Source organism: Halobacteriovorax sp. DA5 (assembly GCF_002903145.1).
Taxonomy (GTDB): domain Bacteria; phylum Bdellovibrionota; class Bacteriovoracia; order Bacteriovoracales; family Bacteriovoracaceae; genus Halobacteriovorax_A.
Genome location: NZ_PPDJ01000002.1, coordinates 271,590 through 285,868 on the forward strand (window position 1 = coordinate 271,590; position 14,279 = coordinate 285,868).

At 35.9% G+C, this 14,279-nt stretch carries 11 protein-coding genes; 4 read left to right on the forward strand and 7 right to left on the reverse strand.

What is annotated here, in order from left to right:
- Positions 1 to 44 precede the first annotated feature (44 nt).
- Entirely contained in the window at positions 45 to 308 is a 264-nt protein-coding gene (locus tag C0Z22_RS04685) for a hypothetical protein (protein WP_103217184.1), read from the reverse strand.
- A gap of 187 nt (positions 309 to 495) precedes the next feature.
- Here C0Z22_RS04685 and dgt point away from each other — a divergent pair, with 187 nt between their 5' ends.
- Complete coding sequence (gene dgt, locus C0Z22_RS04690; RefSeq protein WP_103217185.1) at positions 496 to 1,848, forward strand: dGTP triphosphohydrolase; 1,353 nt, start codon at positions 496 to 498, stop codon at positions 1,846 to 1,848.
- The gene (locus tag C0Z22_RS04695) at positions 1,841 to 2,584 is read left to right on the forward strand and encodes a hypothetical protein (RefSeq protein WP_103217186.1); all 744 of its coding nucleotides are present in this window, start codon (positions 1,841 to 1,843) and stop codon (positions 2,582 to 2,584) included. The genes dgt and C0Z22_RS04695 overlap by 8 nt, the downstream gene beginning before the upstream one ends.
- Before the next feature lie 12 nt (positions 2,585 to 2,596).
- On the opposite strand, the gene C0Z22_RS04700 is transcribed toward C0Z22_RS04695, so the two are convergent.
- Together C0Z22_RS04700 and C0Z22_RS04705 are read right to left on the reverse strand one after the other, a co-directional pair.
- A complete protein-coding gene (locus tag C0Z22_RS04700) occupies positions 2,597 to 3,334 on the reverse strand; it encodes a hypothetical protein (RefSeq protein ID WP_146037794.1) in 738 nt (245 codons plus the stop codon).
- A 197-nt stretch (positions 3,335 to 3,531) separates the two neighbouring features.
- A complete protein-coding gene (locus C0Z22_RS04705) occupies positions 3,532 to 5,898 on the reverse strand; it encodes a Tex family protein (RefSeq protein ID WP_103217188.1) in 2,367 nt (788 codons plus the stop codon).
- Positions 5,899 to 6,019: 121 nt separating this feature from the next.
- Between C0Z22_RS04705 and C0Z22_RS04710 the strand changes: the two genes are divergently transcribed.
- Complete coding sequence (locus tag C0Z22_RS04710; protein WP_103217189.1) at positions 6,020 to 6,976, forward strand: FAD-dependent oxidoreductase; 957 nt, start codon at positions 6,020 to 6,022, stop codon at positions 6,974 to 6,976.
- Here C0Z22_RS04710 and C0Z22_RS04715 read toward each other — a convergent pair.
- Positions 6,959 to 7,714, reverse strand: coding sequence for a DUF3050 domain-containing protein (locus tag C0Z22_RS04715; protein ID WP_103217190.1), 756 nt, complete (start codon positions 7,712 to 7,714; stop codon positions 6,959 to 6,961). The genes C0Z22_RS04710 and C0Z22_RS04715 overlap by 18 nt on opposite strands.
- A 58-nt stretch (positions 7,715 to 7,772) precedes the next feature.
- Entirely contained in the window at positions 7,773 to 9,395 is a 1,623-nt protein-coding gene (locus tag C0Z22_RS04720) for a YiiX/YebB-like N1pC/P60 family cysteine hydrolase (RefSeq protein ID WP_103217191.1), read from the reverse strand.
- Positions 9,396 to 9,524: 129 nt separating this feature from the next.
- Between C0Z22_RS04720 and C0Z22_RS04725 the strand changes: the two genes are divergently transcribed.
- Complete coding sequence (locus C0Z22_RS04725; RefSeq protein WP_103217192.1) at positions 9,525 to 10,040, forward strand: TetR/AcrR family transcriptional regulator; 516 nt, start codon at positions 9,525 to 9,527, stop codon at positions 10,038 to 10,040.
- 40 nt (positions 10,041 to 10,080) lie between these two features.
- On the opposite strand, the gene C0Z22_RS04730 is transcribed toward C0Z22_RS04725, so the two are convergent.
- Together C0Z22_RS04730 and C0Z22_RS04735 are read right to left on the reverse strand one after the other, a co-directional pair.
- Positions 10,081 to 12,939, reverse strand: a complete 2,859-nt coding sequence (locus C0Z22_RS04730; RefSeq protein WP_103217193.1) for a hypothetical protein — start codon at positions 12,937 to 12,939, stop codon at positions 10,081 to 10,083.
- The gene (locus tag C0Z22_RS04735; RefSeq protein WP_103217194.1) at positions 12,926 to 14,116 is read right to left on the reverse strand and encodes a hypothetical protein; all 1,191 of its coding nucleotides are present in this window, start codon (positions 14,114 to 14,116) and stop codon (positions 12,926 to 12,928) included. Before C0Z22_RS04735 ends, C0Z22_RS04730 begins: the two co-directional genes overlap by 14 nt.
- Between the last annotated feature and the right edge of the window lie 163 nt (positions 14,117 to 14,279).

Genomic DNA, 14,279 nt, shown 5'->3' on the forward strand with positions numbered 1-14,279 from the left:
TACCCGGCCTTATTAAATTATAATTTTAAAAATTAGTGAAGAATCTATTTAACTTTAAAACCTGCAAGTGCAGCAAATGCATTATTCTTTAAAGGTGCATCGTTTTGCTTTGGCATCTTAGGTTGTCCACCACCACGAGGCTTACTCTGGCGAGGTCCACCTGAAGGGCGCTCATAAGTTTTTGCTTCTTCTGCACCATCTGATTTTAGAGATAGGGCGATACGCTTTCTATCCATATCAACGTCAAGAACAACTGCTGAAACCTTTTGGCTTTTTGAGAGAATAAATATCTTTTTACTAAAAAGCATATTGAACATTATTTTAAATAATAATTTTAAAATTACGTATGCAACTGAAATTCTAAAGGTAACTTTTAGGTTAGCTGTATATCTATTGGAAATGATAATTAATATGACTTTTTTAATCACATACTTATATAAAATGAAATATATACCGATAATTCTTCAATTAGTTTATTTTTATGAGGGGGTTTGATTGAATTCATTTTCAAAGAAAAGAGTAAAGGGAGCTAAGTCGGTTACTGATCACAGGTCAGAATTTGAAATAGACTTAGATAGGTTATTGTTCTCTACACCAGTTCGTAGACTTGCTGATAAAACACAAGTTTTTCCTCTCGAAAAGAATGATAGTGTTAGGAATAGGTTAACTCACTCTATGGAAGTATCAAATCTCGCCAGAAGTATTGGTAATGCTTTAGTTGGAAATAGTAGTGTATTTTCAGAAATTGATTTTCCTATGCGTACAATCCCGCCAATCTTGGCAACAGTTGGTTTAATGCATGATATAGGAAACCCTCCTTTTGGTCATCAAGGTGAGAATGCTATCAGGGACTGGGTTAATAGTAACAAAGTATTACATAGTATTGAGCATATAGACGATTTTAAAAATTTTGAAGGTAACGCACAGACATTTCGATTAGTTACAAAGTTACAATTGTTAGATGATCATACTGGCCTAGACCTTACTTTTTGTACTTTGGCCGCGTCTGTAAAATATCCAGTTTTTAGTAGTGGAATTGATAAAACTAAACCATTTAGAAAAAAATTTAATTTCTTTGAATCTGAAAGGGGAAGGGCGGAAGAAGTAATGAAAGAAGTTGGTCAAAAACTAGGAGAGAGGCATCCTCTAATTTTTATTGTAGAGGCTTGTGATGATATTGCATACAGTGTTTTTGATGTTGAAGATGGTGTAAAAAAAGGGATTATTTCGTATCATGATGTTATTTCATACCTATCCAATAAATCTAATAACGATACGGTAATTAATCGGTTGCTAGATAAATGTAATAGTAAGTATGTCAAAGACTTAGAAGAAGGCCTTAGTCCGAATGAGCTAAATGATGTTTCTATGCAAAGATTTCGTGCATATGCAATTTCTGAAATGGTTAACTCTACAGTTTCTGAATATGAAAAGTCCTTTAGTAGTATTAAAAATTATCGTTATTTTAAAGACTTATTGAATGAGTCGGAGTCTGCAGAATTAGTCAAATTGTTAAAAGAATTAGCTAGTTTACATTTGTTTTGTCATAAATCAGTGTTAGAGCTTGAGTTAACTGGGTATAATGTTATAAAATATTTAATGAATTGTTTTTGGCAATCAGTTAGTGGTAGAATTAAAGACCCTAAAGGCTTTGAAAAAACTCCTTTTCAGAATTATTGTTATTCTCTTATTTCTGAAAATTATAAACGTCAATTAAGCCGTCGTAAAGAGGGCTCAGATTTATCAGATGAATATATCGAGCTTCAGCTTGCTGTAGATATGGTTGCAGGAATGACAGATTCTTTTGCTATTGATCTATATGAACAATTGAAGAGGTATAATGCTTAGCAATCTTCCATCGGAAAGACACCTTAAAAAAAGGATTGAATACTTCTTTCATTCAAGAAAGGGAGTTCAGGCTAATGAAATTTCTAACTTTATTGAACTTCTTATTAACAATTCTTTGGAAGTATTAATCTTTGGTGGTTTGCTGAGAGATTTAACTATAGACGGGTTAAAGTTTTTTAAGTCTGATGTAGATATCGTGTTAGATGGATCTGAGATAGATTTTTCATTGATATTACTAAGAATATCAAAATCTTATAATATGAAAAAAAATAAATTTGGCGGTTATCGTATTAAATTGAATTATTGGGTTATAGATATTTGGTTATTGTCGAATACATTCGCTTTTAAAAAGAAACATGTTGAATATCGAGAGCAGAAAGATTTGTTAAAAACTGTATTTTTCAATTGGGATGCGATTTATTATAATTATAATAAAAAAGAACTTGTGTATTCAAAAGACTATTTTGAAAGTTTAAGGATGTTAAAGCTTTCTATTGTAAATCCTATAAATCATAATCCAGTCGGTGCATTTCGTCGATTAACTCGATTTGCCAGTAAAATAAATTTTGAAATAGATGTTTCTGTTGTCTCGTATTTTTCGGATTTACCTTTGGAGTCTGAGTTGTTAAATAACAAAGATAGAGAACTGCTGTCTAAAATAAAAAAACATTTTTTAACTTCTTCTTTGTTTCCAATCTTTTTGTGTAAAGAAGTTCAAACTAATCTCTTCAAGTAGCGTACAGTTTGGTTATATAAATAAAAAACTAAAAAGTATATTCCAGTTCTGATGTATAGTTGCAAAACTAAAGATACTGATTCCTAATAGATATAATGAAAACGTGATAAGAATTGGTTTGAAGTCCTTCCACATTCTTTTTAAAGAAGCTACAATAATATTGTCTTCACTTTTTTCAATGGCTGAGTTAAGTGGGAGTATTTCTGACTCAATAATCTTGTATGGGGATTTGTTGGAGTAAAGTATCTGATTTGCAAAGTTGTTTATAGCAGAGGAAAACTCTTCATTCTCTATGTTTTTTTCTTTTGCGATTGTTTCTAATAAGTCAGTACCAATTCTGGTGTCTTTTAAATTTTCAATACAACTATTTGTTAGTGACTCTGTTGAACAACCTTTTTTTTCATATTCTTCTATCAGTTTAAAAAAACTTTTGGTTGCTTTCTCTATTGGATTTATAATTGTATTTATGGCACGACTCGGTAAATTAAAGAACCATTGCAGTATGAATGCTGCTGTAAAGAAAATAATTGACCAAAGTAAAGCTCCCTTACCACAGAGTGTTATCAGATTTTCAGTATTAAGTAAGAAAATCCCAAGGCTTCCTGAGTATAAAAATTTTAACTGTTCCTGAATCTTTTTTATATTTGAATTGTAAGAGATACTAATATCATTTTTAAATTCAAGTTGAATTAAGTTAAGCTTTTGCTTGAATGACTCTATATTTTGCTCCATTCGTTCCAACCTATTCATTATGAGATATTATCTCACCCATTTTATTACTTAGTTTTCCTAATTATCTAAATTACAGAGCTTAATGTTTTGGAATTTGATCACTTTTATATAATTTAATAATTAGAAATAGTGGTATATTATTAGTTTTGTAAATATTGTGTAGCCGAGAAGTATCCCGGCTACAAATTAGTCTTTATAATATATTTATATTTTAGTTACTTAACTTTAAAACCTGCAAGTGCAGCAAATGCATTATTCTTTAAAGGTGCATCGTTTTGCTTTGGCATCTTTGGTTGTCCACCACCACGAGGTTTACTCTGGCGAGGTCCACCTGAAGGGCGCTCATAAGTTTTTGCTTCTTCTGCACCATCTGATTTTAGAGATAGGGCGATACGCTTTCTATCCATATCAACGTCAAGAACAACTGCTGAAACTTCTTGTCCTACTTTAAGTACTTCAAGTGCATTATCAACAAAGTGATCGGCCATTTGAGAGACGTGAACTAAACCATTCTCTTTAATTCCGATATCAACGAAGGCACCAAATTGAGTGATGTTTTTAACGATACCAGGGTAGCGCTCACCAATTTTTACATCCTTAAGCTCACGAACATCTTTTCTAAATTCAGTTGTTTTAAATTCTGTACGTGGATCCTGTGACGGGGCCGTTAGTGATTTGTAGATATCATTAACTGTGAACTCACCAAGCTCAGAAATTAGATCCTTATCTGATTTAAGTTGGTTTGCTACAGCGTTATCTGTTGTTAACTGCTCTAGAGTGTAACCTTTTGACTGTGCCCAGTTTTCTAACATTTCATAGTTTTCTGGGTGGATGAATGTTGCATCTAGTGGGTTTTTTCCGTTGTAAACGCGAAGGAATCCCGCTGCTTGTTGGAAAACCTTATCTGTAAAACGAGAAACTTTTAGGATCTCACTTCTGTCACCAAAAAGTCCGTTCTTATCTCTGTGCTTAACAATATTTCCTGCAACAGTTGGCCCAATACCTGAGATGAATGAAAGTAGAGGAGCTGAAGCAGTGTTGATGTCAACACCAACAAAGTTAACACAACTTTCAACTACACCATCTAGAGATTTTTTAAGTCTGATTTGGTTTACATCGTGTTGGTACTGACCAACACCAATTGATTTTGGGTCTATTTTTACAAGTTCAGCAAGTGGGTCTTGGAAACGACGTCCGATAGAAATCGCACCTCTTACAGTTGCATCTTTATCTGGGAACTCTTTCTTAGCAATAGCAGAAGCTGAGTAAATTGAAGCTCCATCTTCTGAAATCATTGTTGCTTTAACTCGACCATCTTTAACAGCAGTTACATTGTCTTCAACGAATTGTAGAGTCTCACGCCCGAAAGTCCCACTTCCGATTGCAATATATTCAACATTGAATTGCTCGATCATTGCATTAAGAATTGTCGCTGACTCACGAACCTGATTTCTTGGCGGGTGAGGATAAACAACAGTATCAACAACAAACTTACCAGTATTATCAACAACAACAGTTTTACAACCTGTCACAACACCTGGATCAAGTGCAAGAACTGTCTTAGGCCCTAAGTATGGCTGAAGAAGTAGGTTTTTAAGGTTCACACCAAATACGTCAATTGCTGACTCATCAGAAAGCTTCTTAAGCTCACCTTTGATTTCTAAATCAAGTGAAGAGTGAATATAGTTTTTGTAGGCCTTTGAAGCGCAATCAACAAGTGCCTTGTAGCTCGTTACTGTTGTATCAGCAAAATGCTTCGAAAGAATCATGTTAGTTGCGTATTCTTCGTCAAATACGATTTCTACTTTCAGGATTTTCTCTGTTTGTGCACGTCGAATTGCTAGGAATCTGTGGGCCGCTTTTGGATCACGAAGATCCGCTACTTTTTGTTCATACTCAAAATAGTCTTTGTATTTTTGCCAGTCTTTGATTTCCTCATAACCTTTTCTTGGTGATGACTTAATCATTGCCTGTGCCCAGTAATCATTTCGAAGAGTCTCTTTCAGCTCTGTATCGTGTGCGATTTCCTCAATGATGATATCGCATGCTCCTTTTAATACATCTTCAAAAGTTGCAACTTTCTTATCTTTATTAATGAATTTTAAGGCCTCTTTTGCAAGCTCTGGCATAGGAAGCTTCGAAGTCTTCATTAAGATTGCAAATGGCTCAAGCCCAGCTTCTTTAGCAATTTGTGCTTTTGTTTTTCTCTTTGACTTAAATGGCGCGTAGATATCTTCAAGTTGGTTGATATTTGTCGCTGCTTTAATCTTCTTTTCAATCTCAGGTGTCATCATCTCTTGTTTTGTGATGGCCTCAAGGATAAAAGCACGGCGTTTTTCACGCTCAATATATTCGTCGTATTTTTCTTGGATTAGACGGATTTGTTCTTCATCTAAACCACCTGTTTTATCTTTACGGTAACGTGTGATGAATGGGACAGTACAGTCTTCAACAAGTAACATGGCAAGTACGGCCATGATTTGTTTCGCTGTGATATCTGTGTTGTCTACACAAAATAGGACGGCATTTTGATCGATGATATCCATTGGGTTTTTTGCTGCTTTTTCTGTCGTCTCTGACATAATTCATACTCCATTAACTAAATTTGAATTAAAATTGTATAGTTATTGAATTTGGAATGACAATGGAAAACTTGAGTAAATTCGACTGGTTAACTTAAAAATATTGATGTAAGAAGTTATTATGACAAATGAATTCGATTATTTAGTAGTTGGTGATGGCATTGCTGGCCGCGCCATTTTATATTTCTTAACAAAAAAATATCCAACGGCAAGCATCGCTCAAGTATATGATGACGAGGCGTTTCCAGCTTGTTCGAGACGCACGACAAGCGTTGTATCATTCGGATTATTTGAAGAAGGGATTTCGAAGCTTGGAAATATTCTCTTTCATGCTCATGAATTCTTAAAAGACTTCGTTGAAATAAATAGGCCATCTGGAGTTTATAGCTGTAAACAATTCTATCTTCCTCCAAATATTAAAGAGGATCCTCTAAAGTTTAAGCAATTTGAGGCCCGTTATGGTGCAGACTTTATTGAGTTTAAGAATCAGCAGACTGTTGCTAAAGATGCATATGTTATCAATCCTGATGAATTCCTTAATTTCTTTAAAACTGATGTCGAACAAATTAGGGCAAGAGTTAGTGGCGTTAATAAAGGCGAGCTCAAGACTAATATTGGAAGCTTCAATGCTCAAAAAATTATTTTAGCAACAAGTGCCTACACGTCATTAATCTTTAAAGATAAGAGTTTACCAGAGGGGAAGCCTGTTAAAGGCACTTACTTTACTTGGGATATCGATTTAAACGAAGAATCCTTTGTGATTTCTCGTGGTCACTTTAATCTTATTTATCGTGCTCAGGATAATCTTCTACTATTTGGTGCAAATTCAATTGAGGGGCTTTCTCATCTTCATTCTCCTAAAGAAGTGTATGAGAAACTAGAAATCTTTCAAGGCTTATTTCCTGAATTTAAAAATCTTGAAAAACCAATGATTCACACAGGAATTCGTCATAAAGGTAAGAGACGCACACCTTTTTGTGGTGAGGTTTGTGAAGGTGTCTACGCTCTAAACGCTCTATATAAGAACGGTTGGAGCGCTGGAGTTTCTCTAGCAAAAGAATTAGTGGATAGGCTCTAAGTTTTCTGAACGGTTTGCTCTAATTTCTTCTAGAACATAATCCCACATCTGTGCTCTAAGTTTAAGTGAATCAAGAGCTACTTGCGTTGCTTGTTCTTCTTTTTCAGCAGTGTCACAAAGCTGTGAAAGAAGTTTTCCCGCAAGGTCTCCATGCTCGTCACCATCAAGTTCAATGTGACGAACTAGGTAGTGCTTAAAATATGGGGCATCGATATTCTTCTCTTCTAAAACATTCACAAATGGTTGAAACAGATCAGGGATCAGATTTTCTCTTCCATAAAAGAATGCTGAAGCAACTGCACTCGGGTGTGCATTTGTTACTAAGTTTAGATTAAAGGCCGTAAATTTAGCGATCTCTTGTGGTAGTTCTTCAAAAGAGAAGTCATTGAAGAAGTTTTCAATTGGCGTTGTATCAGCACCAACTTCCTTCATCGCATTTAAATACATTGTGAAGTGATCAATATGGCCACCGTTTAGATCTTCATCACTTTCTTCACCTAAAACAATCTCGTTAATGAAACGAACGCACTCTTTGTCATACTTTGAAGGCATCCATGGCGTTGACACACATGTCACTTCACGTTGAAGGCCTTTTAATAGAGACATGAAATCCCATACTGCAAAGACGTGCCACTTCATAAGAATTTTCACATCATCAATATCGTTGATATTTGAATAAAGTGGGTGAGCGCATAGCTCGTTGTGGGCGTTTTGAATTGCTATATTGACCGTTTTCATATGCGGCCAATATAGCGTAATTTACTTAACTCTTAAAGTGCGAATTAACCCTTTAGCTTTAGTTGTGAAATAAGTGGTGGAAATCAGGCCTACTTAATGAGCGGCGTCTTCTTGGGCCATTGCGTCGACCACCTTGCATTTGAAGCTTTTGATTATACTTCTTGTCTTCAATATATTTTGTGTACTTGTCTAAGTCTTCTTTTCGGTAACTCTCAAGTTCTTGAAACATTTCATTAAAAGAGAGGATTCCTCCTGCTTCTTTCTCCGCCTTTGCAATCCTTTCGTAGAGCTTCTCACCAACTTGGTCTAGAACAACAAAGAGATCAATCTGTTTTGAACCTAGATTGAGTGGAAATTTCTCTTCTAAGTTTACACCTGCTACAAATTTAATAATACCGCGACTGATAACTGAACGACGTGCAAGCCAAGCAAAATCATTACCTAGTTTTGTTCCAAAGCTAGGATCAAATTCATATCTTTCCTTTTCCATCCATTCAAAAATCTTTGAAAGAATCGCGTCTTTGTAACGTGTATCCTTAAGTTTATCTGGGTTTCTCCATTCGGCAACGAGATCAAAGCGTGAATCAAATTGAATTTCGCCAGGGCCGAATGTTTTAAACTTTGCGATATTTTCACTTGTCACTTGGAGACCAAAGTCTTGTAGAAATGAAAGTAGGGCCGGGTTAAAGCTCGTTTTAAACTCTGGGATATCCATAGCTGTTCCAGAAAGTTTTTCACTGGCAACTTTGTAACCATGATAAATAACTTCAGAGCAAAAGATTTGCGAGTCATCGTTATAGTCCATGGCAAAGTCGTATGGGATATTTTTATCGTTTTTTTTAGTAAATTTAGAGAAACGCTCATGCATCTCTTTGGCCGCTAAATGCGCTAATTTAGCGTCTTTGTGACGAAAGACAACAGTTCTAGAATTTGCCTGATCAAGGTGTACTTGAAAGGGAGCAACAACGTTACCCACTTCGATATGGGCCTCTGACGTGAAAAGCTCGCCTGTCTTCTTGTCTTTATATACTAATGTTAAGTGTGAAAATTGATGGTCATCATCGCCGATTCGAGCAATAGCGGCACTTGAGTAGGCATTCCCGCGTGATAGAATAATATCTCCTGATTTGAGATCTCTCGGGCCAGAGAAGCTATATTCTGGATTAACCATAAAGTGAATAGGAGAGTCGCCATCAAAATTTAATGTGTTAAATTGGCGCGGTACTTTTCCCTTAGGCCTTGAGGCATAGTAGGACTCGATAAAGTAGTCCTCGAGATAGCGTAGGGCCCTAAAAATATCTTTTACACCCTTAAGACATTGCTTTTCATCTTGATCAAGTTCCTTAGTACTATTGAGATCTTTTAATTTCTCCTTGAGATCAAGGCGAATATTAAAGGATGCATTCACGAAATCTTGCATTTGATACTGCGAGAATTCAGAAAAATCGATATCTGTTGATTTAATGGAAAAGAGGCGATTGTAGTAATGTTGAGTCTTTTTCGCACATTCTGCAGGAGATTTTACGCCCTTGGATACCTGTTCGTGCATCTCGTGCATGAGGGATTCAAACTTTGAGCTCTTTAATGAACTTGGCATTCGATAAGACTTCTGATTACAAGATACTAGCAAGGTAGAGACGATAATGGCTCCGGCGATCCCTGTAAGTTTCTGATTTTTCATTGTTTTCCCCCACAATTCTGAAAAATATAAATAGCTAAATAATCAAAATTGAACATGACTCAATAAATTTTTATCGGATTTTACCTTTTAAAACTTAAGTATTATTATCGGGTATAGAGAGATTTATTTATGACAAGCAATAAAAGTGAAGAAGTACATTATCGAATTTTAAATGCAGTAACCAAATTAGAAGTTGCTAAGGGACACCTTAACTGGAAAATCGCCGAGGTGGCCAAAGAGGCCGATGTTACTCGCTCACTCATCTATTATTATTTAGGTAAGGAAAAGGATGTAATCCTTAAGGAAGCGGTTAAGTATATGATTGCTCGTATCTTTAACCTATCTCAGGAAAACTCTGTTGGAATTCGTGAGCGTATTAAAATAGTTAGAAAGCAAATCATTCAAATGCCATATCTGTTAGCACTTTATATGATCAATAAGGGTGCTGGTAATGAGTTGTCTGATATTATTGTGGAAGCCGAGGCCGAGTTATTTGAACTTCTAAAGAAGAAATATCCTAACGTTGATCCTCGTGAGCACTTAAAAATTTATCTTATGGAATTAGGGGTATGTCTTTACCGCGATGTGGATGATGATACTCTTGATTATATCTTTTCCAAATATGACAGCTTTGAAGCAAAGTAATTAAAATAGAAAAAGGCCTCTTTAGAGGCCTTTTTTATTTCTAGCAAAAATCAATTGATGCGTGATTGTACTGATCTGGTGGAAGTTCACACTTGTCTTCTGAGAAGTTGTGGTCTCCGCCGTTTTTAATTGGGTCATACTTCTCAACCGTACCTGGAATTGCTTGGTCATCGATTAAGTCGTGGTTGCTATCAAATGCTTCTTTATAACTCTTGTACACATCTAGCATATAAACATCTGGTGACTGAGTCTTTCTTTCTTTGATGTTAAACATCGAGCTTGAAGCTTTTGCTAGGAAGTCAGTAAACTTATAAAGTGTCTTTCTTCCTCTAAACATCATTGTGTATTGGTTTTCAGTCATTCCAAGTCTATCTCTTAAGATTGAGTTGAATTGGAAACCTTCACCTGTAAAGTACCATGTTTCTTCTAGTCTTTCTTTTCCTGCACTTGGTTTACATACTTTGTAACGAATCGGATTGTTAACAGTGTTGTAAACTAATCTACCACCAAGTCCGTGATTTGATGGATACTTATCAGAGATCCATTCTGCTTTAAACTTTGATGTTCCTTCGATCATAAAACACTGGTGTGTTCTTGCTTCAAAGTTTAGTGTAATTGCTTCAGCGTATAGATCAATTGATTGTCCGCTGTCACTTCTGTTATTATCACCATTTGAACGATCTAGTGACCATGCTGTTGACCAGTCGTATCCTGCTGATACACCAACTCCACCGCTTACTGGTAACTTTTCTCCAAATGGAAGTTTGAAGTCAAGTTTTGCACCAACACCTGTTTTATATCCGTGAGAGAATCCAACTCTTCTGTTTTCAGTAAAGTAAGTTCCGCTACCAGTTGATTTAGAGATTCTAATAGTATTCGAGTGGCTAACTCTTGGTTTTGAAAGAATCTCTTGTACGTGACTTACTGGTGTAATCATCATGAATTCCCATGGAGACTCAATACACTTTTTCATATTGTAGTCTGAGTAAGATTTCCAGATTAGACCTGTTTTTTCTTGGCTAAAGAATGTCCCACATAGCTTAGCAAGTGTTGCTGAGTCGTATTGGTCTTCGTATAGCTTAGAGATTTCAGTCGTCGTAAGCTTATTTTCTTCAATAAGTTTTTTGTTCAGTCCAGTGTGATCAACTTTAATTGTCTCATCAAAAAGCTCGTGCTTCTTAAGTTCGTCAGAGAAGATCGCCTCAGAACTTTTGTTATAACGAGGAGCTAGTTTAGCTGCAATGATATCTTTCTTTGTCACACCTTTTACATCGTTTGATAGCTTCTCTAGGTAGTTCTCAAGTTGTACCATTTCATTCATTTTCTTATCAATTTTTGTATTTGTGAAATCTTGCTCTTCAAACTTATCCGTCACTTGAAGTTGAGTGTGAAGGATTGAGTGAAAAGACTTTGATGATGCGTGGAATGTACCTGCTGCCCAAGCTGGACGAGGTGCATTTCTTGGATCATCTCCCTCTCTTAAGATCGGTGAAAGTTTAATTGCCGCATAAGTTCTCGTGTGGATATATGGCATGTCCACAAACTTGATTGGCATATCAATTCTTGCCTTTAGTAAGTTGTTTTCTACTTCTACTTCACGTGAAGCAACTGAGATAAGTTTAAACTTGTGCTTGTTCTCATTTGTTAAATCAATATCACCCTGTAGTGGCGCTAGGAAGTATACTTCTAGCTTAAGCTTTCCTTGGTAGAAAGGCTCAATTGGATTCATGTGGTGTACGTAGTTACCGTAGTTAACTTTTGGGTACATCTTAACAATGAATGACTTCTCAATTACTAGATCAAGGTTCTTGTTAAGGTGGAAACCGTTGTTATTGTCGTGTCCTAGGAAGCTGTAGTTAACTTCATCAACAAATAGCCTTGCTCTTTGGTTGTTATTATCTTTTTCACACTTTCCAGTTCTTGAAACCTCAGCAAAAATCCAACCGTTATTTGACCATGGGTAAAGACATAGTCCACGTGTTACTTTTGCATTTTGAAGTGTTTCATTTTGAACTTCAATTTCTAGGTTAAATGGAATACGACGAGTGTTTGTGTATCTTTCGTGCTCAAGGTAGAACTTGATTTCACCACAACCTGACTCATCTAATTGACCGTCAGTAATGTCATACATTTCAGTTACTGCATGCTCTTCACCGTTTTCTTGTTTTTCAAGGTTGATTAGTCTTGCTTTAACAAATTCGTTTGATAGTGAGCTACCATTTGCCTTAAGGTTTAAACATCCATTTACAACAACTTTTTGATCAATAATTAAATTATCATTTCTTGGATCAACTTGACCAAAACCTTTAGGAGTGATTTTAACGTTCTTAACATTGATGATCTCGTCTGCACTTAGACGGTTCTTGTTAAGAGAAGTTTTCATCACATAGTTATTTCTGTGAATAATGCTATTTGTATACTGATTCATCGACAGTTTTAGGTCGTATGAAATATTAGCACTTGTTGCAAGAGTTACTACTCTTTCACCCATTGGAAGGTAAGTGTTTGGAAGAGAGTAGTCCATAGTAATTGGCTCATCCCAAAAGATACAGCTATTGTCATCAGCAGTTCTTTCTACAGTTTGAAAGTTTTCACCAGATACGTAGAAAGTTTGGTACTGTAAGCTCTTTCCAAGTTTTGAACTTAGACATGCTTTTACATGAAACGTCTTACCATAAGCGATTCTTGACTTCATTGATGCCTTATCTTCTGTTACTCCTTCTACTGTGAAGCGTGAAACAGACACAAGAGCACTTTCATTTGCAGAAGCCTTAAGCTGTCTTGCAAGTTGCTGTCTTTCGTCGTTGGAAGTGTCACTTCCACAACTAACAAGCGTTGTTAGTGCAAGCATTGAGATGCTTAGGAGAGTGATGTTCTTCATGTTCTTACAAAATGTCATATTCTTTCCTTAGGGAGATTGTATAAACTTGTTCGTCACTGTAACCATCAATTAAGTACGCTGAGTCAAGGTTTCCAAGTACAGTGCGATTAATATAATTAAATTCTGTGCTAAATCCTTTTTGTGTTTCTAATTCAAATCCTACGGCATATCCTTTGTAGTCATTTGAAAAGATTCCACCACGGTAGAAAGCTGGAGCAGTATCTGCTTGGTTTTCAAATGCTAGGGCAGAAAGAGTAATTTTCTTGTCACCCATATTTGTTTTGAAATCTGCTCTGTATGAGTAACCAGTGTTCTTATCATCTGGAACTACTGATTCAGTGTTTTTAATATATGAGCCTGAAAGCTTAAGAGAGTTATCTCCTAAAGCAATTTCAATTCCTGCATTAGCAAAGATTCCTGTAAAGTCATAAAGGTATAGACTTTGATCAATTGGTGTACCGATGCTTACAGAGTTCCCCCAGTAGTAGTCTTTGTTAGCAAGATCACCTGAAAGTTTCTTGTAGCGGTAACTACCTACAGCACCACCAATGCGTAAAGCTTTTGTAAGGTAGCTAATGTCTGCTGACTCAGAGAAGAATTGTGGATCACCTGAATCATCAATATTAAAAGTTTCTCTTAAAATTGCATTTTGTGGCTTAGCTTGTGTTGCTTGAAGGCGAAGGTAGAAGTTTCCAACCTTAGTTGCAATCACTTCTCTTGCACCAATAAACGATGTTCCACCGTTAATGAATGGAGAGATATATTGACGCTTAGTTGAGTTATCAAGAGCACCTGCACTGATCTTTACAAAACTAAGTGGCCTTAAATCAAAATAACCATAGTCATATGTGAACTTTGGCTTGTAAGTTTTAACTCTTTCTGCTTCTTGTGAAGAAGAGTTACCTGATTGATAGCTAAAACCACCACTGAAGTTAAAGTCGATATTTTCAACAACCTCTGCTTCAAGCTCTAGGTTCATCTTTGTCTGATAAACACTTCCTTTATCAGTTCTTGAATCAAGAGCACCATAATCCGCCCCAAGCTCTAGCCCTACATTTTTGAATCCTGCTGTCTTTAGAGTAGAGCTAAGCCCTTCTGTAAAGATTTTTGCCGATTCGTTCTGTGCGAAAGCTTGTGCCTGGCTTAGTAAGGCCAGTAAAATTAAATGTTTAGTTACGTTTTTCGCTTTAATCATGTCATTCCTATTTGTTTTGATACTAGAATAGATGCATGAATGATGCCATGTGTAATGAAACAAGTTCACAGGTGTAAAAAGTTTAAACTGCTGAAATGTGGTGTAAGTATCGAAATTTAGTTTAGGAAGTTAGTGTTAACGAGCTGAACACTGTATAATAAAT

Excerpts from the sequence above, each read along its gene's own strand:
- C0Z22_RS04720 (WP_103217191.1), bottom strand. The coding sequence starts at position 9,395 with ATGAAAAATCAGAAACTTACAGGGATCGCCGGAGCCATTATCGTCTCT.
- C0Z22_RS04730 (WP_103217193.1), bottom strand. The coding sequence starts at position 12,939 with ATGACATTTTGTAAGAACATGAAGAACATCACTCTCCTAAGCATCTCA.
- C0Z22_RS04695 (WP_103217186.1), top strand. The coding sequence starts at position 1,841 with ATGCTTAGCAATCTTCCATCGGAAAGACACCTTAAAAAAAGGATTGAA.
- C0Z22_RS04725 (WP_103217192.1), top strand. The coding sequence starts at position 9,525 with ATGACAAGCAATAAAAGTGAAGAAGTACATTATCGAATTTTAAATGCA.
- C0Z22_RS04735 (WP_103217194.1), bottom strand. The coding sequence starts at position 14,116 with ATGATTAAAGCGAAAAACGTAACTAAACATTTAATTTTACTGGCCTTA.
- C0Z22_RS04715 (WP_103217190.1), bottom strand. The coding sequence starts at position 7,714 with ATGAAAACGGTCAATATAGCAATTCAAAACGCCCACAACGAGCTATGC.
- C0Z22_RS04685 (WP_103217184.1), bottom strand. The coding sequence starts at position 308 with ATGCTTTTTAGTAAAAAGATATTTATTCTCTCAAAAAGCCAAAAGGTT.
- C0Z22_RS04700 (WP_146037794.1), bottom strand. The coding sequence starts at position 3,334 with ATGAATAGGTTGGAACGAATGGAGCAAAATATAGAGTCATTCAAGCAA.
- C0Z22_RS04710 (WP_103217189.1), top strand. The coding sequence starts at position 6,020 with ATGACAAATGAATTCGATTATTTAGTAGTTGGTGATGGCATTGCTGGC.
- C0Z22_RS04705 (WP_103217188.1), bottom strand. The coding sequence starts at position 5,898 with ATGTCAGAGACGACAGAAAAAGCAGCAAAAAACCCAATGGATATCATC.